The 20,175-nt window shown below is 41.6% G+C and carries 18 protein-coding genes and 1 riboswitch; of the genes, 9 read left to right on the top strand and 9 right to left on the bottom strand.

Annotated features, from left to right (window positions below; translation table 11 throughout):
* Positions 1 to 48: 48 nt before the first annotated feature.
* From O0550_RS08855 to O0550_RS08840, 4 genes are all read right to left on the bottom strand, one after another.
* A complete protein-coding gene (locus O0550_RS08855) occupies positions 49 to 2,049 on the bottom strand; it encodes a methyl-accepting chemotaxis protein (protein WP_003338792.1) in 2,001 nt (666 codons plus the stop codon).
* 407 nt (positions 2,050 to 2,456) lie between these two features.
* Positions 2,457 to 3,566 (bottom strand): YdcF family protein, encoded by a 1,110-nt coding sequence (locus tag O0550_RS08850; RefSeq protein WP_258426064.1) that lies wholly within the window; start codon positions 3,564 to 3,566, stop codon positions 2,457 to 2,459.
* Between the two features lie 325 nt (positions 3,567 to 3,891).
* Positions 3,892 to 5,538 (bottom strand): esterase/lipase family protein, encoded by a 1,647-nt coding sequence (locus tag O0550_RS08845; protein ID WP_258426063.1) that lies wholly within the window; start codon positions 5,536 to 5,538, stop codon positions 3,892 to 3,894.
* Between the two features lie 386 nt (positions 5,539 to 5,924).
* The gene (locus tag O0550_RS08840) at positions 5,925 to 6,524 is read right to left on the bottom strand and encodes a phosphatidylglycerophosphatase A family protein (RefSeq protein ID WP_003338788.1); all 600 of its coding nucleotides are present in this window, start codon (positions 6,522 to 6,524) and stop codon (positions 5,925 to 5,927) included.
* Positions 6,525 to 6,778: 254 nt separating this feature from the next.
* On the opposite strand from O0550_RS08840, the gene O0550_RS08835 reads away from it, so the two are divergent.
* Positions 6,779 to 7,507, top strand: coding sequence for an alpha/beta hydrolase (locus O0550_RS08835; protein ID WP_258426062.1), 729 nt, complete (start codon positions 6,779 to 6,781; stop codon positions 7,505 to 7,507).
* Between the two features lie 31 nt (positions 7,508 to 7,538).
* Here the strand turns inward: O0550_RS08835 and O0550_RS08830 are convergent, their stop codons facing one another.
* Positions 7,539 to 7,706 carry a hypothetical protein gene (locus tag O0550_RS08830; protein ID WP_003340005.1) on the bottom strand — a complete coding sequence of 56 codons (168 nt, stop codon included), beginning with the start codon at positions 7,704 to 7,706 and terminating at the stop codon, positions 7,539 to 7,541.
* Positions 7,707 to 7,849: 143 nt separating this feature from the next.
* On the opposite strand from O0550_RS08830, the gene O0550_RS08825 reads away from it, so the two are divergent.
* On the top strand, positions 7,850 to 8,356 hold the full coding sequence (locus O0550_RS08825; RefSeq protein WP_258426061.1) for a 2'-5' RNA ligase family protein: 507 nt from the start codon (positions 7,850 to 7,852) through the stop codon (positions 8,354 to 8,356).
* Positions 8,357 to 8,501: 145 nt separating this feature from the next.
* Positions 8,502 to 8,945 carry a GNAT family N-acetyltransferase gene (locus O0550_RS08820; RefSeq protein ID WP_258426060.1) on the top strand — a complete coding sequence of 148 codons (444 nt, stop codon included), beginning with the start codon at positions 8,502 to 8,504 and terminating at the stop codon, positions 8,943 to 8,945.
* Positions 8,946 to 9,021: 76 nt separating this feature from the next.
* Here the strand turns inward: O0550_RS08820 and O0550_RS08815 are convergent, their stop codons facing one another.
* A complete protein-coding gene (locus tag O0550_RS08815; RefSeq protein WP_258426059.1) occupies positions 9,022 to 9,873 on the bottom strand; it encodes a PHP domain-containing protein in 852 nt (283 codons plus the stop codon).
* A 157-nt stretch (positions 9,874 to 10,030) separates the two neighbouring features.
* On the opposite strand from O0550_RS08815, the gene O0550_RS08810 reads away from it, so the two are divergent.
* The 3 genes from O0550_RS08810 (at position 10,031) to O0550_RS08800 (ending at position 15,142) form a co-directional block, all read left to right on the top strand.
* The gene (locus O0550_RS08810) at positions 10,031 to 10,396 is read left to right on the top strand and encodes a hypothetical protein (RefSeq protein ID WP_258426058.1); all 366 of its coding nucleotides are present in this window, start codon (positions 10,031 to 10,033) and stop codon (positions 10,394 to 10,396) included.
* A gap of 909 nt (positions 10,397 to 11,305) precedes the next feature.
* Entirely contained in the window at positions 11,306 to 12,682 is a 1,377-nt protein-coding gene (locus O0550_RS08805) for a hemolysin family protein (RefSeq protein WP_003338779.1), read from the top strand.
* Positions 12,683 to 12,742: 60 nt separating this feature from the next.
* Entirely contained in the window at positions 12,743 to 15,142 is a 2,400-nt protein-coding gene (locus tag O0550_RS08800) for a UvrD-helicase domain-containing protein (RefSeq protein WP_258426057.1), read from the top strand.
* Positions 15,143 to 15,257: 115 nt separating this feature from the next.
* Here the strand turns inward: O0550_RS08800 and fabI are convergent, their stop codons facing one another.
* Together fabI and O0550_RS08790 are read right to left on the bottom strand one after the other, a co-directional pair.
* Entirely contained in the window at positions 15,258 to 16,031 is a 774-nt protein-coding gene (fabI, locus tag O0550_RS08795) for an enoyl-ACP reductase FabI (RefSeq protein WP_003338777.1), read from the bottom strand.
* 93 nt (positions 16,032 to 16,124) lie between these two features.
* Positions 16,125 to 16,847, bottom strand: a complete 723-nt coding sequence (locus O0550_RS08790; RefSeq protein ID WP_121472812.1) for a ZIP family metal transporter — start codon at positions 16,845 to 16,847, stop codon at positions 16,125 to 16,127.
* A 321-nt stretch (positions 16,848 to 17,168) separates the two neighbouring features.
* Here O0550_RS08790 and O0550_RS08785 point away from each other — a divergent pair, with 321 nt between their 5' ends.
* Complete coding sequence (locus tag O0550_RS08785; RefSeq protein WP_003338775.1) at positions 17,169 to 17,804, top strand: hypothetical protein; 636 nt, start codon at positions 17,169 to 17,171, stop codon at positions 17,802 to 17,804.
* Between the two features lie 137 nt (positions 17,805 to 17,941).
* Positions 17,942 to 18,517, top strand: coding sequence for a GNAT family N-acetyltransferase (locus O0550_RS08780; RefSeq protein WP_003338773.1), 576 nt, complete (start codon positions 17,942 to 17,944; stop codon positions 18,515 to 18,517).
* Positions 18,518 to 18,580: 63 nt separating this feature from the next.
* Here O0550_RS08780 and O0550_RS08775 read toward each other — a convergent pair whose 3' ends face one another.
* Positions 18,581 to 19,309, bottom strand: coding sequence for a TerC family protein (locus O0550_RS08775; RefSeq protein ID WP_003338772.1), 729 nt, complete (start codon positions 19,307 to 19,309; stop codon positions 18,581 to 18,583).
* Between the two features lie 94 nt (positions 19,310 to 19,403).
* A riboswitch (yybP-ykoY riboswitch) is annotated at positions 19,404 to 19,547 on the bottom strand.
* Between the two features lie 101 nt (positions 19,548 to 19,648).
* Between O0550_RS08775 and O0550_RS08770 the strand changes: the two genes are divergently transcribed.
* Positions 19,649 to 20,152, top strand: coding sequence for a hypothetical protein (locus tag O0550_RS08770; RefSeq protein WP_003338771.1), 504 nt, complete (start codon positions 19,649 to 19,651; stop codon positions 20,150 to 20,152).
* The last annotated feature ends 23 nt before the right edge of the window (positions 20,153 to 20,175 follow it).

Below are 20,175 nucleotides of genomic sequence, written 5' to 3'. Positions count from 1 at the left end.
TGCTAGGTAGGCACTCCAGATTGCTCCTCTATCTTTTCTACTCTTCTCTTATTCGTTTATCTTAAATCTTTCAACAGCACGCCGCATTCCTTCTGCCATTTTAGTCAGTGCAGTTGCAGATGAAGTAATCTCCTCCATTGATGCGAGTTGTTCCTCAGATGCTCCGGTAACACTCTGTGAAGAGGTCGCCATGCCTTGGGCAATCTGGGCAATCTCGCGCATGGAGGCAGAGACTTCTTGTGCACTTGCCGACATTTGTTCTGTAATGGCTGATACGTCATGAATTTGTTCAACGATATGCTGTGTCGATGCTTGAATGTTAGTAAAAGCCTCTCTAGCTTCTGTTGTCACCACAATACCCTTTTGGACATCTGCATGAACTTTCTTTTTCATGACTTCTGATGCATTCTGGGTCAAGCTCGTTACCTGTATGATAATCTCTTGGATGCGATCTGCCGTTTGTTTAGATTGATCTGCAAGCTTTCTGACTTCATTCGCAACAACAGCAAAGCCTCTTCCCTGCTCTCCTGCCCGTGCTGCTTCAATCGCTGCATTTAACGATAGCAAGTTCGTCTGCTCCGCAATATCAACGATAGCTGTACTCATCTCAGCGATTTGTCCGCTATGCTTTTGCAATTGTTCCATAATACCTGCGGATTCTTCTACAGATTGACGAATCGCTTCCATTTGTTCTGTCACTACTATTACTTTTTGATTACCATTCTGTACATCCTCTGAGGTTTTTGCCGATGAATCTACAATGGCATTTGCTGATTCGGCGATTTTAAAAATACCCGATGACATTTCTTCCATGGTCCGAGCGCTTTCAGATGTAGCTACTGCTTGTGCTTTTGATCCGTTTGCCGACTCCTCTATTAGCTCAGTTACATATTCAACCGCTTTAGAATTTTGGAGTGTACTAGCTGTCATTTGTTGACTTGACGCCGCCAATTGATTAGATGTTTCCTTCATCTCTGTGACAATCCCTCTCAGAGAACCTACCATTTCATTGAAGTTGGTGGCTAATTGACCAATCTCATCGTTCTGATTAATATTCACCTTTTCGTCTAAATAACCATCGCTTACTCGTTTAGCAGCGACAGCCAGTAGTTCTACTGGTTTTGTAATTTTACTTGTCCAGATAAATATTAAGATCGAAGCGGCTACGAGAAAGACAACTAAAATGAAGGCCGTTTGGTTCAGAATCGGGGCAGAAGCCTTTGCATATTCTTCATTTGAAAGGACCCCTGCGATCTTCCAGCCTGTTAAAGGGTTGGTCTCAAATACCGCTTTTAATTTTTTACCGTTCTCAGGGGAATCATAGCCGATCGAGCCCTTATCGTTTTGTTGTATGTATGTGTATTGCTCACCATCTACCTGATGTCCCATGGCTTGTGTAGGATGGGACATGAATTTGTTCGTACGATCTAGCAGATACGCATATCCTTCAGAACCAAATTTTACACTTCCCACTAGTTCGTGAAGTTTATTAATGCTTAAACTAATACTTACGGCACCCTGTCCATCTGGAAGCGCTTTACCGATATTCAATACATAATTTTTTGTTGTCATCGAAATGACAGGATTATGGATAGCGATGGCGCTCGGATCCTTCATGACCTGTTTATACCAATCTCGCGTTCGTGGATCATAGTCTTGTTTACCTGGATTAGGAGCTTTCATCCATGCACCATTTTGATTCCCAACTGTTACGATTTCGATCTCAGGATGTTGTTTTGCAAAGTCCTCCATTATTTTTCGAAGTTCAGGACTCTGCGTGTCGATTTGACTAGAGGTAATTTGTAGGACCAGAGTATCGAGATTAGCAATCTCTAATTGGATAATCTGGTCAATTGCTTGGTTCAATAAGCTTACATTCGATTTAGCTGTTTCCTCTAATTTTTGTTCCAATTGCCATTTCGAAATGTAGTAGGAGGAATAGCCGATGAGGATTCCCTGTAATATTAGGACAACAATAATCAGGAACATCAGCCTACTCCGCAAGGTCTTTCGATTAAATATACTATTTCGTATGTCTAGCCATTTCATTAGCCTATGCCCTCCCTTGATAGTAAATCAGCCTGACAGTATAGCTGACTAGGACTTTATATCTATTACTTACATCGGTTTTTTTCAGCCTTTATGTAACTATTTAGGAAAATTCTTTTAAAAAACATTATTGTGAGTATATACCTCTGTATGTAATTAAAGTTAATTATATGAAATCCCACTAAAAAATACACGTAAAAAGAACCGTCTCATCCACAGATAAACCTACAGACAAGACGGCTCCACAGCCTTTTGACTTTTTTACTTGAAGAAATAAAATAACAGCGTGCGCTCTCTGCTAGTTACATCTATCTTAATGTCCAATTCTGTTTTGTAACATCAGCATTATTCTACTAACAAAAGCCTCAGATCATACTGAATAGCTTACAATAAGTAAAAAATAACGCCTAGCGCTGCATACCAGGGTACGCCCAAATTCCGCTTGTTCTCAATAAATCACGGTAAATAACTAACTGCTCATCCTTTGTTACTTTATGGGCTTCTTCCATGGATTTATAATCTAGATATACCATATTAGTGATGTTGCGATCGTTCTTTTTACCCAATTGCTTCGCATAATGCTCACTCGCTTCTTTAAACACACTTAATCCACGACGCATATGACTCGCACTGGATACCAGTGTCATATCCTTTAAGCCTTCACGCTCCATGATTGCAATGGAAAAAAGCGCATTTTCAACGGTATCGGTTGCTTTGTTATCTAATAGAATACGGTTCTTATCAATCCCTTGCTCCATGAGCCATTTGCTCATAGCGTCCGCTTCCGTTACCCTTTTTTTCGGTACACCACCGCTTACGATGATTTTAGAATTTGGATACTGCTTTGCTAGAGCAAGTCCTGCTTTTAGACGTTCAATTAATGGCTCTCGCATGGTTCCATCCTCTGCTAGCGCATAGCCTAGAATGACGATGGCATGATCTTTTTGTGGCAAGCCTTTTGGTACGTCCTTGTTAAAAACAGTCTGCATATAAGCTTCAGCAGAGGCAAGCTTTGCTGCGTACTCGTTTGCTTTTTTCTCATCTACTTTCTTTAATTTGGCCATTTGAGCATCATACGTTTTTGTATCACCATTAACCTTGGAATAAACACCGTATAACAAATTAGCATTAAAATTAGTAGGGTCAAGATTCAGAATTTGCTTATAGGTCTCTAATGCTTCCGGAAGCTTCTTTTGAATGATTTGAGTAGAAGCTAGTCCGAATTTCAGGTCATTATCAAAAGGGTCAAGCATAGTTGCTTCTAGGTAAGCGTTTTCAACAACATCGTATTTTCCTTTTAAGGTAATCCCCTTAAAAATCTCCGCTTCTGCTTTCTTTAAATCACCACCGTGCCAGTAATAGTACATCGCTGTTTCTTTTAGCTGGTTAATACGGTAGCTTGTAGGCTCATCATTTTTTACAGTAGTCGTACTTGGGTTCGCGAATACACTAGACGTTGTTACCAGGGATGCTGCTAGAATTACACTAGCTAGTAATTTTTTGTTGCGTAACATCATAAAAAATTCCTCCTTATGAGCAGCTCTATGTTGTTAGGTTAATCAGAAGCACGGCTTTGCACGATCCTCCTCATGCATAAGGAAAATGGCTAGCAAAAAAGCATGAACTAAAAAGGTAGCAGAAAGAATTCTCTACTCACCCTTTAGCTCATGCCTAGTCGTACTAGTAACACGCCGTATAACTGATTTTCATTTTTGTATAATGAATGATATCACACAATGTAAACGCATACAATAAAGAATTTAATTTTTTAATAATAATATCATAATTGTGCCATTCATCTATTTTTGCAATGTAATATGAAAAATGTATTACAAAATATACCTATAGCTCTTCCTCTGCATCCTCATCGATGACCGCAAAATTATACCAGACCGACCGTGAAAACTCTTCCCCAAATTCATTTACCCCAGTGATTTCTAAGCAAATGTTGTAAACCCCTGGTTCCCGTGGAGCTTTAAAAGTTCCTTGAATCTCATCGTCTTTTTCCTTAATTTTCAGATAATCTTCCGCAGCCAAAAGCTGTCGGTTCTTTGTTTCAACCATGCTAACATTAGCAATTGCCTGTTTCTTAATAGTAGCTTCAGGTAATTCGACTCGGATTTCTCCTCGCTCACCTGGTTCATAGATTTTTTTCTCACTTACTACTTCCATTGGTTGGTCACTTTCTACCTGAGCAAACATAAAGTAGGCATCGTTTTTCCCAGACGCAACAAGCTTCCATTTCCCTTTTTCTGGATCATCAATTTTAAATCCATGATGGATCGCACTTGCAAACAGTTCCTGAGTCTCGTCCCCATCCACGTCAGTCTCAGAGTCAAAGTCACTGTCTCCTAGTCTCTTTGGCGTATACTCCTTGCCTGATGGGCTAATCAGCTTAACTTTTGTCTTTTCATTCGCTGTCATAACATCTACCATCATCTGACTAACTCCGCTTTCCAGCAAGAAGGTATCCTGCGTTTTTCCTTTAATTTTACCGCCTCTTACAATTGTATTGCTCACGATTGAGGCTGGAGTGTTTTCTTCCTCGTCCAATTGATATTCTCTGTCTAATTCCGGCGCAAAATTGGGTTGTAATTCTTTCGAGCTTTTACGTATATTGGATTCTACCTCTGACCATACGTGTTTAGCATCGGTAATAGCAGTATGAGAGATATTTTTCTTAAAGGTTTTAATTCCATAGGGTAAGCCAAAAGCAGAATCAACGGTAACGGCTCCATCGTCTTCACCTGGTAAAACAGCATGGGCAAACCAATACTTTGTAAATATGCCATCATCCCCTGTACCTGCTGCCATATAGGTTCTGGTTTTGTTGATATCCCTATGATTATCTGTTTGCTTGCGGAAATTAGCCATGTAGGAGGTTTGTAAGGAGTATACGGCATCATCTTTTTTGCCTAAAATTTCGGCGAGCCAGGAGAACCACGAGGAATAGGCTAAGTCTGCCAGCTCAGAGCCTTTATTAGGAGTAGCAAGCTGATGAACCGTATGAACATAAGGGGCTGCACCATAATGAATGAGGGCTGCTTGTGTATCAACGCCGCCTTTAGAATGAGCTACAATTGCGATTTGTTTTACGTTGTAATAATCGGCTACTTTTTTAATCACTTCAGCCAGCTTTTCTCCATTGGTATACATGTTGCCGCCATCACCATCAGCATCTCTTAATTGCACAAAAGCAGTGCGGTACCCCGAGTTGTAGGCTGCTTCATATAAGCCGCCGTCTCGATAAAACTTTTTGTAGGTAGCGTGAAGTCCTTGAACAAATAAAATGACAGGCTTGTCCAGCGAAGCGTTAGGCGGAATAGCTCCCGTATACCAATCACCAAAAGCACCATGGGGATTCTCATCATGTAGAGTAGGAGCAGGGGCGGCGGCTAAGGCTTTGGTAGAAAACATAGGGATAGGTAGTAGTAAACTAGAAGTTAGAGTAATACAAATTACAGCATGATACAGCTTAGATATGCGCATTAATTTTCACTCCTCATTCATAATATCACCTTAATTTACATATTCTCCCTTCTACGTGCAATTGTCAATTATTTTTTGAATATTTAATCAAAAATTCATGCTCTTTATTTTTTATTCATGTTTTCTCGTACAACCTCTTTTTTCTTTCATAGAAAAAATATTATGTTTACAAGCTTTGCGTAAATAAAACATCCTGCTTTACCTTCTAAGAATCATTTTACATCTTCCTTTTCCACCTCCATGCTGCTTTCCTTAGAAATAACAAATAAGCCAGCCCTCACAAAAAAAGCACCCTGCCAAAAAACTGGCTCAGGTGCTTCCTACTTTTATCCTTCATGGGAGAAATTTCATAATCTCTAAGCTCTTCAAAAAATAATACGTATGGCTTATCCAGCCTGATCGGAAGTTGCTTGCTGACCTGCCATTCCAATGTTGATCCGCAATTGATCGGATTCTTCTTCTTGCTTTCTCGCTGCCTCTGTTTCTTCTTCATCGCGCAGGCGGTGCGCCATTCGACTTGATGCATTAGCGGCTATGCTACACACCATGTCGTCCAGAAAGGTATTTACTTTCCCTTCTGTTTTATTATCCAGTTGTTTAATAATGCCAATTTTTTGTTTATCTAGATGCCCAAACGTTGTTACAGCAATACTGCCATAGCCAAAAACGGAACCAAGTGCCAATGTTTCATCACAACCAAAAAGACCCTCGTCACCTGCGATTATGGATTGCAAAGGTTCAGAAAGCAAACCTTTTTCAGCCAATTTATCCAGTTCGATGCCCACTAAAATGGCGTGTTGGATTTCACGTTTTTCTAAAACAGCCTGAACGCTTTCTATGCAAGCCTCCATGGCCAGAGTAGGGTAATAGGGCGATTGCATCGCGTGTACGATTTCCGCAATAGCCTCAATGGATACTCCTCGTTCTGTCAAGCTGGCTAAAGCTGCATCTCTAACTTGTTTACTGTGTACCCTTTTGATTTTCATACAGCCAACCTCCTTACACACATGAGTGGCAAAATAATGAATACATCTTATATAGTATCACATTCTGTGTGGGTTGCGACTCTCTGCACTGTTCGATCAGACCGTATTGCCCTCATTGGTTACCCGGTTCAAGCGAATCGCTGTTTTTTTTGCTTCATACAGCATGCTTTTCTAAAAGTATAAGCCCATTTCCCTTTTGCCGTCCCCCTCCCCTATACAGTAAAATACGATTATCTAGCAAAGGAGGTTATCCCATGTCTACTTCTCAGACTCCAAAAGGTAGCTTGTCAGAAGTGACTCTCGCTAGTCAATATCTGGGCACTACGGAAACGCTACTTATTTATACACCACCCTTTTATTCACCGCTGTATTCTTATCCAGTCTTATACGCTCAGGACGGACGGGATTACTTGAGCTTGGGACGCCTGCCAGGTTTGCTTGACCGTATGCTGGATAAAAGGGAGATTCAGAATCTCATCGTTGTGTTTATTCCCGTTGAAAAGGAAAAAAGACGCTCACGCTATCATCCTGATGGCGAGGAATTTGATGCCTATATACGCTTCATGGCAGAAGAAGTAGCGCCGTATATGGATCAGCATTTTGCTACAGAGCCATTAAGTGGTGGACGGACACTGATCGGTGACTCACTAGGTGGTACGGTTTCCTTAGCGGCCGCTATCCGTTATCCTCATACATTTGGTAATGTAGCCTCTCAGTCAGGAGCCCTGTATGAATCCTTTTATAACTTAGCGGCAAATAGCCAGTCCTTTGAGCAATTATCTCTTTATCTGGAGATTGGTACCAAAGAAACGGCTGTCTCTACAAGCTACGGAACGATTGATCTATTTACCCCACACCAACGCTTTATAGAATTATTGCAACAAAAAAAGGCCACCTTTCACTTAGAAATAAGCGAAGGCGACCATACATGGGAGCATTGGCAAGCCCATCTGCCCCAGATTATTCGTTATTTTTACTCGTAGCAAAGAAGATAGATAAGCCCAAATGATAGCTCTATTCTCTAGTGGCAGGATCTGTCGGGTCACGTAATTGAGAGCGGGCAGATCCATTGGTTATAACGGTTTTATCACTTTTAAGAATAACCCAAAGCATCGTAAAGAGCAGTACAAGTAGCATGGCAATTCCTAAAAAAGCATACGTCATCAAAACAGCACTTTTCATATGTATCACCCCCTTTTCCAGTAGGGTTTCCTGAAAAAGGCAAGTATATACAAGACAACCGCAACATTATACACCGAAAGAATTTTCTGTTAAAATAGAGAAAAGCGTTTAATGGGCATTTTATATGAGGAGGAGGGTTTTCCATGAAATATAGTATCGTACTTTTCCCATCAAAAGAAGTGCAAGAAGTCGCTAACTCATACCGTAAACGGTACGACCCTGCCTATGCCTTGGTTCAGCCATATATCCGGTTAAAAGAGGCATTTGAAGCGGATGATATGCAGATTGCTGCCTTGTCCGCTCAATTGGAAGACATCGCAAAATCAACCTCATCTTTTTCTATTAATTTCCACAGGGCTTCTACGTTCCATCCTACTACCAACGTTATTTTTCTATCCTTTCAGAACAAAGAAGCTGTTGAAAACTTGCATGCCAGCATTATGAGATACTTCGGTGATCATCAGGAAGAGTTTACCTTCGTCCCTCATCTGACCATAGGACGTGATTTAAGTGAGTCTGAATTAAAGGATGTTGTCGATCAGTTGGGCATGATGAAATTCGATCTTCCTTCTGAAATAACAGATCTACATGTACTAAAAGAAGAAGTTGATGGTAAGTGGTCGATTGTAAGAAGCTTTCCATTAGCCTAACTTGTTATTTTCAAATGAAATTGGATAAACAAGGCCTTGCTCGTTATGGCCTTGTTTGCTTTTATAAACAGATTTGAGATGTCTTGACATCATCTACTCATCTATAGACAATAGATTATTCTTACTATATTTTGGAGGAAAGTCAATGTTTACCATTCGCCAAGTAACCACAGACAAAGAATTGCAAGATGCATTGCATGTGCGCCGTGTTGTTTTTATAGAAGAACAACAGGTACCAGAGGATCTGGAAATTGATGAGCACGACCAGCTCTCTGATCCAACCATACACGTTATAGCCTACCGAGATATCGAACCGGCAGCTACCGGACGCCTTCGTTCTCCTGAACAAGGAGTGGGAAAAATTGAACGTGTTGCTGTCAAACAAGATACCCGCGGGACAGGCCTGGGTCGTGAACTAATGCTTCACCTGGAAAAAATCGCTGTCCAGCAAGGGAACTCAACGCTCAAGCTTTCGGCTCAGTTACAAGCCCAGCCATTTTATGAGAAATTGGGGTATGAGGGTTACGGTGAAATTTTTGATGACGCCGGCATCGATCATATCATGATGAAGAAACAGTTGAATAGATAGTGAACTATCCAAACAAAAAACACGCGGGACAATCCTCTGTTCTCCTGCGTGTTTTTATTTTCATAGCGGATATGATTTATTTTTGTTGTCGTAACGCTGCTAGTCTTCGCATTTTATCAACAGCATCACTAGATGTGCCATAGGCTCCTAGTGGTGCATGAAATGTCTGATTCCCACGGTATCCATGAAAATCAGAGCCACCCGTCACAATCAATCCATATTCTTCTGCAAATTGTCGATACACTGCCTTATCTTCTTCTGAATTGTCAGGGTGGTTGATCTCGATGCCATCTAGCCCATACACAATTAGCTCTTCTACCAAATCGTTGTTCTGATATAAGCCAGGATGAGCAATAACTGCCACACCACCAACTTTCTTAATCATGTTGATTGCTTCCAATGGTTCGATCCGCTCTACATTTACATAAGCGGCGCCACCTTCTCCCAAATACTTCCGAAATGCATCATCAATGGATGTAGCAAGCCCTTTTATGACCAATTCCTCTGCAATGTGTGGACGACCTATATTTTTATCATCAGAGGTTTTGCGCCGATAGACATCCTCTACCGTAATATCTACTCCAATCTCATGAAGACGCGCAATCAATTTCAGATTACGCAGATGACGCACATCACGTAGCTGTGCTAATGCTTCATGAAAAGCTGGGTCTTCAAACGGAATAAAATAGCCAAGGATATGAATGTCCTTTCCCTCGTGGGCAGTACTAATTTCAACACCGGGCACCACTTCTACTCCTAGCTCCATCCCTTTTTGAATCGCTTCTGCTATTCCTGCTATTGTATCGTGGTCTGTAATAGCAACGGCGTTAAGGCCTGCCTCTTTCGCGAGCTGAACATTTTCTGCTGGTGTCGTTGTTCCATCAGATGCCAACGTATGGGTATGTAAATCACATGAAATCTCCATCATCAATCACCCCAATTTTAGAAAACTTAAACTTGGTTTTACTTACTTCTATAGATAAAATCCCAAATGGCTCCTAATCTATAGAAAAAGCAGTCTGAAAAAATGAGCGCTTACATATAACTGAAGTTATAACCGGAAAGTAAGCAAGGAGGGAGTCTTCGTGCAACTTGAATGTAACACTCTAGTAGGTATGATCCAGCCATTGTGGTATGTAGAAAAGACGCTTTTAGAGCAAGGTTTTCATCGGAGCAAGAGCCAAGATTCACCCACCTATAACGCAATGATCTACGATTCATCAACAGGGATGACCTATAATCTCCAGATTCCCACCCGTCATACAGTCCCCAAGGAATGTGAAAACGAGGAAACGATAAAAATTGGTTCCCCCTATTTAAAATTGAAGACGGCCTTACGAACATCCCAAGAATATCTCTTGATTCCCCGGGCAATAAAGGCGGCAGCGGAACATAAATTAGCTGAAATCGCCGATTATTTAAGCAAACCTCATCAACAAACTGGTAAATAAGGCATTAAACCAGCTCTTTTATCATAACATAAACGAATTTCACTCTACATAGGCGGGGTGATTTTTAGCACATTTCACATCTATTTTAGCAAGCAAATATGTATCCATTTTGAAGTAATATACCAAATTGATTTCCTACGAAAGAATACTCAAGCCTTCCCTGTGGATAAAAGACCCGTCCAATCTCCAGAAAGTCATACGAAGTACCTAGCTAGACTTATTTTGTATGGTAATCTTCCTTTTCACAAATCTGTAGGTAACCTCTTTCATTTCTTACACAGTTCAGGTATGCAATTGACCTTATTTGTAGGTAAATAGATTCTAACCGTTCGTTTTCGAATAATAGCTCCTTTATAAAGCTGAAGTCGACAATATTAAATGAGGGCATTGCTGCCAATCATGCTTACCCCAAATTGAGCTGCATGAGAATATGTTTGTATAATGCCATACAAGGGCTGCGACAATTCGTCCAACCCTTTCTTTGCTTTTTTACCGTAGTATATCCAAGACTACATCAGTCAGTCCTGATCTGTTCCCTGCTATCACAATGCCAATGCTAATACACTCTACAAGCATTTAGGGTGTTTGCTCACCATAGCTGGAGCATTTGCTTTCCATGCATAAAAATGGGGCAGAATGAATGAATACATGCATGATTTCCAGAAAAAAGGAGCCACAGCGATGCTTGCAGCTTTTTCCTGCCAAGATTAGAGATATCTGGTTTTGACTATCCAATTCACCTGCTGGTATACTAATGTGTAAACAATTTATATAAACTTTCTATTTTCCTTGGCATTTAAATATGTCATCTTTTGTCCAAACGTTCATAATCTACAACATCATATATAAATTCAACGAAAGATGGAGGTGAGTTCTCCCTTTCTACAAGCTAGAAGGTGGAGAAACCATTTGGACAGTATACCGATAGATCCGTCGAACCTACTGTTAATAGCAGGCCAAGTATTTGTAGCTATCCTGTTGGTTCTTTTAAACGGATTTTTCGTTGCAGCCGAGTTTTCCTTGGTAAAAGTGCGTCAAACGCGCTTAACCCAATTGGTTAACGAAGGTAGCAAAAGCGCCGTTTACGCGCAAAAGGTAACACAACAACTAGACGCTTATTTATCCGCTTGCCAATTGGGGATTACACTCGCATCCTTGGCACTTGGCTGGGTCGGGGAACCAGTGATTGGAAATCTGATTGTCAAACCTCTCCTTGGTCACTGGATTGCGTCTGAGGCTCTTTTACACTCTATTTCCATTGCGATTGCATTCGGTATTATTACCTTTTTGCACATCGTTCTTGGAGAATTGGCACCAAAGTCGGTCGCCATCCAAAAAGCGGAATCAACCTCACTACTGGTGGCTGCTCCGCTCATGTTCTTCTACAAAATCAGTTATCCAATCATTTGGGTACTGAATGGTGCAGCAACTTTTTTATTGCGCCGTTTGGGCATTCAGCCAGTTTCTGAAAATGAGACGGCCCATACAGAAGAAGAAATTCGTTTGTTGGTAAATGAAAGTCACAAAAGCGGTCACATTGATGTCGAAGAAATGGAGCTTGTGGATAATGTTTTTGATTTCTCCGAACGTCTTGCACGTGAAATCATGATTCCACGAATTGACATGATCTGCTTATATGATGACAATACCTTTGAGGAAAACCTGCAAATGATTCGTGATCAACGTCATACGCGTTTTCCTGTCGCTCATAACGACAAAGACAGAATCATTGGTTTTGTGCATACTTCAGACTTCTATCTAGCAGCTCTCACAGAAGGAAAAGCTAATTTGCATGACTTTTTGCGTCCTATCTTAACGGTACCAGAGTCCATGGAAGTGAGCCACGTTCTGCGACTGATGCAAAAGCGCCGTTCACAGATCGCGATCGTCATTGATGAATATGGTGGTACTGCCGGATTCATTACCATGGAAGATATCCTAGAAGAGATCGTAGGCGAAATTCAGGATGAATTTGATGCATTTGAGCGTCCTGAAATCGAAACCAAAGCGGAAAATATTTTATCGGTATCTGGTAAAACATTGCTCACCGACTTGAATGATATCTTGCCGATCGAGCTGGTTTCCGATGATGTGGATACAATTGCAGGTTGGGTATACAGCCAATTAAGTGAAGAAGTGACGGCTGGAAAGTCTGTTCTCTATAATAACTTTAAGTTTACGATTACAGAATTCGATAACCACCGAATAAATAGAATTGCCATTGAACAGCTTGAAGTAGAGCCAGCACAAGAAGATTCGTCTGGCGATATCCTATTGCAAGCCTGATAACTGGAATGTCCCTCTATCATTGAGGGACATTTCCGTTTGTATAGGAGTGAATCTATATTGAATATTGCCAAGTACAATGATGAGTTGCTTTTGTTACGCAAAGACAACTATGCAAAAATTCCCACTTGGCGCATGTATGCGAAGCAAGGGGAACTCTCATGCCCTGTTTGTGGACAACCTGTTCAGATCGTTGCTGGCATAAGCCGTAAGCCATTTTTTACTCATGTACATACTGCTCCCTGTTCACTAGACGAATTGGATAGCTACTTACAACAAGCGTTGGTCACGACAGAATTAGCATCTGCGAGCAGCAATAGTACAGCTAAAGCAAAACAGTCTACATCAGCATCAGGTCTGGAATCTGTACAAGCCTCTGCTAATCATGATCAATCCAATGATTCAATAGTCGGTGGTTTTCGCTTACCTAAAGGACGCAGCATTACACCTCCAGCAACGGCTGTGACACAGGCGCCCACTACACCTGTTAAAAGCTTCCGTACCCTGATTGCACCAAAACAACGCACACAGGTATTGGAAGAACGTTATCATTCAGATCTACATCCTGCACAAGAGCAGGCTGTTACTTGTACCGAGGGGCCCTTATTAATTCTCGCAGGTGCTGGCAGTGGCAAAACTCGTGTTATGACTGCCCGTACTGCCCATTTAATTACAAAGCTGAATATTGACCCACGCTCTATCATGGTGGTCACCTTTACTACCAAAGCAGCCGGAGAAATTAAACATCGTTTAATGAAATCTTTGCCTTCCCATCAGGCATCAGCTTTGATTGCAGGTACCTTCCATAGCTTATTTTACCGAATGCTATTATTTCATCAGCCTGAACGCTGGGATCAGCAACGTTTGTTAAAGCAAGAATGGCAAAAGCGTAAATTTTTACGTGAAACTGGCGCTATTGCACAGATGGAGAATCCGATAGTCAAGGAGTCGGATTTTGAGGCAGTCTTGAGTATCATAAGCCGTTGGAAAAATGAATATATCACCACTTCCGATGCCCAGCTATTGTCAGCGGATAGTCCAGAAGAAAAGCAAGCACAGGAACTATATCCTCTCTACGAAAAGTTAAAAAAACAGCACGGTTGGTTTGACTTTGATGATATGCTAATTGGCTGTTATGAAATGCTAAAAGACAATCCGCATATCTTGTCGTTGTATCAGGGACGCATCCGATACATTATGATTGATGAGTTCCAAGATATTAACCGCGTTCAATATGAAACAGTAAAGTTACTGGCTGCTCCTGAAAACAATCTCTGCGTAATCGGAGACGATGATCAGTCTATTTATGGCTTTCGGGGCAGTGATCCACGCTATATTCTTGGTTTTACCGCTGACTATCCTAATGCAAAGACCATTTCATTAGAAGTAAACTATCGTTCTCGCTCTTCTATCGTGGGTCTTGGCTACTCCCTGATCGGGAACAATCGTACTCGCTGGAAAAAGGAACTAAAGTCATTTCACCGGGAAGAAGGCTCTTGCTACCTCTTCCAGCCAGCGGATGAAGAGGAACAAGCATCCCGGATCGTGGATGAAATTAAGCTGCGCATAGAAAATGGAGCAGAGCCTCACCAATTTGCGCTGTTGTTTCGTACCTACGAGTCTACACGCCCTTTACTAGAACGTCTGAGCGAGGCAGATATTCCATTCTCCTTTACACGAGAGGATGAGCCTTTCTATAACAAACAAGTGGTTCGCTGGGCACTCGGTTACCTGCGACTGGTGGTAGATCGTGAAAATGAATCAGCGCTGCGAGAAATATTGCCTACGCTTTATCTATCACCAACCGTTTGGAACGATATTCGAAGTCAATCGATCTTAAATAATTGTTCGCAGTTAACCGTGCTTCCCGAATTAACCCATCTAAAAACCTTTCAACGGGCGCAAATGCGTAAAGTAATAGATACGCTACATAGCTTATATAACGCTACTCCCGTTCATGCACTTGAAACGATTTATGAGGACCTTAAGCTACGTGATTACGTAAAAAAGCGTGATAAAGATCGTCCAGAACGGGATCAGGAACGCTCCACAGATGAATTGCGTCAGTTATTGGTGTCAGCGAAACGTCATACTAGCATTCAAGATTTCCTCATTTATATTGATGAGATGATAAAAAAGGAAGCTGAATGGCGCAAGCAGCCACAAAACAATCACAATGCCGTACAGATGCTAAGTATTCATCGAGCAAAGGGCTTAGAATTCGATACTGTCTTCTTAGTGGATGTGGTAGAAGGGGCAATCCCTCATGATTTTGCTATGGATCAAGCACGCCAAGGGAACAAGGACGCTATCGAGGAAGAGCGTCGCCTCATGTACGTAGCTGTTACACGTGCAAGACATGATTTATTTATTGGTGTACCTACTGAGAGATTCGGTCGTAAAACACGTATGTCCCGCTTTGTTTCGGAGATGGGGCGAGGAAAAAAAGAACCAGAATAGAACCATGTTACGATAAAGAATACCCCCTATGCTAGCCGGCATAAGGTTCCGTTCTAAGGCAGAACTGAACTTTACTTTCACGGCAATCCATAGGGGGTTCTTTTAGTAGTCTAGCTTAACGACCGATGATATTGTAGCCAGCGTCAACATGTAGTACTTCACCAGTAATACCACGAGACATATGGCTCATTAAGAATAAAGCAGTGTCGCCTACATCTGTTTGATCAATCGTACGACGTAAAGGAGCCTTTTCTTCAATTTCTTTGATGATCGCATTAAAGCCGCTAATACCTTTTGCAGCTAATGTACGGATTGGACCGGCAGAGATCGCATTTACGCGAATGTTATCTTTGCCAAGATCACTTGCCAAATAACGTACACTCATATCGAGAGCTGCTTTAGCTACACCCATCACGTTGTAATTGGAGATTACACGCTCACCGCCAAGATATGTCAACGTAACAATACTACCGCCCTCTGTCATTAACGGACGAGCTTCGCGAGCTACCGCTACCAGAGAATACGCACTGATGTCATGTGCTAACGCAAATCCGTCACGGGAGGTATCAACGAATTCACCGCTTAGATCTTCCCCTTTAGCAAATGCGATACAGTGAGCGATGCCATGCAATACTCCTACTTTTTCTTTAATAGATTGGAATAATGCTGCTACCTCTTCATCCTTGGTCACATCGCAGTTGTACAATAGTTGCTCAGGCTGATCCAACGTTGCAGCCAAATCCTCTACATTCTTTTTCAATCGCTCTCCCTGATATGTGAAAATCAGGTTCGCTCCCGCTTTCGACAAGGACTGGGCAATTCCCCACGCGATACTGCGATGATTCGCTACACCCATAACCAAAATATTTTTACCTTGCAATAAATTCATATGTAAAAACCCCTTTCTTTCCCAACATACTCCAAACATTATAACTTATATTAGCTTGTTCTACGAGTTCTCGCTAGTAGTTTGATTCGTCATTTAGTGAGGATGTGTATGAAAAAAAAGTGAAAAAACCATGTAAAGTAGCATAGATACACAAAAATAAAGGCTTAATTTAGGATAATTTCGGTTTTGTATAAGAGGGACTAGGTGACTCGCTGCTACATATAAAAATACCCCAGCTGACAAAGCTAGTCCCGCACTCGTCCATGCTTCGGAAATCCAATGTCCGGCCAGACGCAAGGTCATAGCTCCAAGAATGGTAGCCCCACATAAACCAAGTCCCCCAAGCAAGGCCATTCCACGTTTACCTGTAGCTGCTAGCAATAGTGAGGATACCGTAATTCCATCAGGCAATCGGTGTAGGATAAGCGCTATGAGTAATGGAAAAGCAAGACCTGCATCCTTATCCAATCCTGCTGCGATCGAAAAACCTTCAAAAAAGGCATGCATAAAAAATCCAAAGCTTATGCCGATCAGGTTATTCGTATGTGGCCTTCCTTGGTCGTGTCGAATGCTTTCTAGTAGGAATAGTAGCATAAAGCCTACCAATACCAGTGGCAGAAATTGATGTGCATCTTCTACCATTGCATGTGGCAGAAGATCCAAAACGGTTAAACTAAGTAAAATGCCGCCTCCTAGGCTAATCATCACAAATAATGCCTGCTCAGACCACTGTTTGCGAAAACAGATGGTAAAACTGCCAAGCAAACTAGCAACGCAAACCAGTAACAACAGAATTGATATTGGAGGATGCCACATTATTTCATGCCCTGCCTTCCTTATCCACAATCGGACAAACTGTTGATCTGATTCATTTTACGCTTACTGATAGATAGTTATGCTCCTCTGTTCTTGTCAAAGCTAGACATCCATCCCTATACTTGTCCAAATTCGCCGAAAGATCACTAGTTTTTAGAACCTTTGTCGATTGCCTTTTTCCGGGAAAAATAGGTGCTATAATACCTGTAGAAAATGGAACCAACATCTATTCAGCACGTCTTTGTCTTTGTCCTGTTGTATTTTGGCTGGTCACAAATGTCTAAAATCTGCTTTGAGGAATTACGATTGGAGAGTGATCACATGAAGCAAATGCTGCATACTTGGATGGCTTCTAAAGAAGTAGCGGAAAAGTTAGACCTGCATGTTCGCACCTTGCGTAATTGGCTAGACTTATTCGTACCGACAAGCCAACGACAAAAAAATCCACAGGGACATTATTTAATTAGCACAGATGGTTTCACGCTGTTGCAAGAAGCAAAAAAACGCAAAGATTCCGGGAACAGCTCCCTAAAAGAGATTCAGCGGGACATGCTGGAGGAAGGCATCCTTCCTGTTGAAATCTTAGATAATGAAGTAGCAGCAAACGGGGAGACACAGGTTAGCGGATCGAAAGCATTACCTAGTCAGCCTCTTACAAATGCCCTTCGAGAGGTTGAAATAACCGTACAGGATACACTTCTTCAATTCCAAAAAGAAATAAGTCAACTATCCACGCTGCCACAGCTGCAGGCTTCTATATTAGAAAAAATCGCTGAAATTGAAGAGAAACAAGAGGCTCTTCGTTTGGAAATGCGCCGTGTGACGTTTGAAATGGATCTCATGCATCAGCGCCTGACACGTCGTAAGCAACGCTCCAACCGCTATGAAAGCAGATGGTCACTTAATCCTTTTCGCTGGTTTACCCGCAGTAACAACCATAGTGTCATTTCAGAGTAGAGACCCTTGTCTTTATTCAGGTCCGGCATAAGCCGGTATTTTTTTTGACTTTGCTCTATTAGCTCTCTATCTTATAATGATAAAAGATTATCACTTTTGCAAAAATATTTTTCCGAATCTGGATAGGAGGAACAAACATGTATGTACAAATAAAAAATCCTGCCCTCCAAAATATGATTCTTCGCGATCTTCAACCAGAGGATATCCCCCTCATCTGGCACTATAACTACGCGGCTATTGACCGGGAGTTTCAAAATTGGAATGGGCCTTATCAGCCTGTTGACTATGTACCTGTAGAGGAATACGAAAAACGGTATCATGAGGATTTACTCCTAGTAAACACAACAATTCCCCGCAGGAATCTAGTGATTGAAATCAATGGAGAGCTAAAAGGTACGGTAGGTCGTTACTGGGTAGACAAAGCGACTAATTGGTGCGAGATAGGCATTGTCATTTATGATTCATCTTATTGGTCTGGCGGTTACGGAACCGTTGCTTTTCAATCGTGGATTGATTATTTGTTTACCGAAATGGATGTGGTTCGTCTCGGAATCTCGACATGGTCAGGCAACGAACGGATGATGCGTCTAGCCCAAAAATGCGGGATGCAAGAGGAAGGGCGAATACGACAAGCAAGAATCGTCCGTGGTGCATATTATGATTCTATCAAAATGGGGATGTTACGCAGTGAATGGCAGGCTCGGACCCCCTAGACAACACTCCCTTTTTCAAAAAATAAAAGAGCCACGGAGCATGACTGCTCCTGTGGCTACTTTTTACGATCCGATATTTACTTCATGATGAGAACTCTTTTCTTCATGCATAATTTGGTTGGCCCTGGCTTTTTTCGCCATCCGATTACGTTGCCAGTAACCAGCTACGATTACCCCTACAATAATTACGCCTTTCAGTAGATAGCTTATCCAAGGATTCGCATCGAAGAACGGTTGTAGATGAGCCTCATGCGTAATCATTTTAGCTGCTGCTAAGGCTAGAATTCCTGCCCCTACATAAGGAATCCATGCATAGCGATCCATCGCCTTGAGGATTAATGTGCTTCCCCATACCATGATTGGTACACTAATTAGTAAGCCAATAATAATGAGCAACATATTACCATGAGCAGTGCCGGCAATTGCTACAACGTTATCAATTCCCATTGTTACATCAGCGATCACAATCGTTCGAATCGCTGCCATTAACGAATTTCCAGCTTTGATATCCTTTTCATGCCCATCTTCCACCAATAGATTATAAGAAATCCAAACCAGCAAGAGACCTCCGATAACAAATAAGAATGGAATTTGTAACAAATAAGCTGCTGCAATCGTTGCGATTACACGAACAACTACAGCTAACCCTGTTCCCCAAAAAATCGCCTTTTTCTTTTGCTCCAACGGCAGGTTTCGGCTTGCCATGGCAATGACTACTGCATTGTCTCCACCAAGCAAAATGTCAATAGCAATGATCATCAGTAACTGAATAATAAATTCTGTCTCAAACATAATTTCTTCCCTCCCTGCCCTTCACGTGGGCTCATCTTACCCTTGAACGCCTTACTTTGATCTTTTGCTGGTTCTTCATGAAAACGTCATGATTGACAACAAAAAAGACCTTTACCTACGTACATATCCTGTACATAGGCAAAGGTCTTGCTAACAACGATCAGTTGCCAACAAAGCCGAGGATATACATCCTGTAATGACGACTTTGCTGTAAAAGCTACTCCCCTTTGACTGAGAGTTGCGTTCTTTTAAGTTTTATATTGTCATCATACGAGTAACTCCACTTGTTGTCAAGCATCCTTTTCAGTATGATGGATGAGTAAGGAGGAGGAGACAAAAGTGAAGAAACCATTTGTGATTGAAGCCATCATGCTAGCTATATATGGCAATTTACTAGTGCCAAGCGAGCCTGTCGAATACCTCATCCCTTCTTCTACTCTCCGTGAACTGGACGAATTTATCGGAAATTCTAGTCCCATCATGCATGACCCAGAAGAAGAGCAACGGGTAAGGGAAATTATTGGTGACATGCTCCAATATTTCAGCAATCCGTTTCGACGTAAAATGATGGAAAAATCATTGGTAGCACCATGGTCTACTGTTACCTTTGAACATAGTGATACTGTTCACTTTACCGTTGTAAAAGCGGAGGATACCGCCATGTGGGGAGAGATTTTTGACCCCATTGAAACAGAATTAATTTTAACAGCAATGAAATGGGACGTTCCTCTGATTACTGATCAAACCGAATGGCAGGATCGTTTGCTGGAATATGTGATTCCGATTCAATTTTATGATATTGAGGACTTCGATTTTGCCGTGGAGCCTAATCTCTATTTATAGAGAAAAAGAAAAGGCTTATCCTT

The organism is Brevibacillus halotolerans (genome assembly GCF_026891775.1).
GTDB lineage: Bacteria > Bacillota > Bacilli > Brevibacillales > Brevibacillaceae > Brevibacillus_B > Brevibacillus_B halotolerans.
This window is presented reverse-complemented; position numbering and strand designations above follow the sequence as displayed.

Bases quoted from the DNA above. Each gene is read 5' to 3' on its own strand.
- O0550_RS08855 (WP_003338792.1), bottom strand. From the start codon at position 2,049: ATGAAATGGCTAGACATACGAAATAGTATATTTAATCGAAAGACCTTG.
- O0550_RS08850 (WP_258426064.1), bottom strand. From the start codon at position 3,566: ATGATGTTACGCAACAAAAAATTACTAGCTAGTGTAATTCTAGCAGCA.
- O0550_RS08845 (WP_258426063.1), bottom strand. From the start codon at position 5,538: ATGCGCATATCTAAGCTGTATCATGCTGTAATTTGTATTACTCTAACT.
- O0550_RS08840 (WP_003338788.1), bottom strand. From the start codon at position 6,524: ATGAAAATCAAAAGGGTACACAGTAAACAAGTTAGAGATGCAGCTTTA.
- O0550_RS08835 (WP_258426062.1), top strand. From the start codon at position 6,779: ATGTCTACTTCTCAGACTCCAAAAGGTAGCTTGTCAGAAGTGACTCTC.
- O0550_RS08830 (WP_003340005.1), bottom strand. From the start codon at position 7,706: ATGAAAAGTGCTGTTTTGATGACGTATGCTTTTTTAGGAATTGCCATG.
- O0550_RS08825 (WP_258426061.1), top strand. From the start codon at position 7,850: ATGAAATATAGTATCGTACTTTTCCCATCAAAAGAAGTGCAAGAAGTC.
- O0550_RS08820 (WP_258426060.1), top strand. From the start codon at position 8,502: ATGTTTACCATTCGCCAAGTAACCACAGACAAAGAATTGCAAGATGCA.
- O0550_RS08815 (WP_258426059.1), bottom strand. From the start codon at position 9,873: ATGATGGAGATTTCATGTGATTTACATACCCATACGTTGGCATCTGAT.
- fabI (WP_003338777.1), bottom strand. From the start codon at position 16,031: ATGAATTTATTGCAAGGTAAAAATATTTTGGTTATGGGTGTAGCGAAT.
- O0550_RS08790 (WP_121472812.1), bottom strand. From the start codon at position 16,847: ATGTGGCATCCTCCAATATCAATTCTGTTGTTACTGGTTTGCGTTGCT.
- O0550_RS08785 (WP_003338775.1), top strand. From the start codon at position 17,169: ATGAAGCAAATGCTGCATACTTGGATGGCTTCTAAAGAAGTAGCGGAA.
- O0550_RS08780 (WP_003338773.1), top strand. From the start codon at position 17,942: ATGTATGTACAAATAAAAAATCCTGCCCTCCAAAATATGATTCTTCGC.
- O0550_RS08775 (WP_003338772.1), bottom strand. From the start codon at position 19,309: ATGTTTGAGACAGAATTTATTATTCAGTTACTGATGATCATTGCTATT.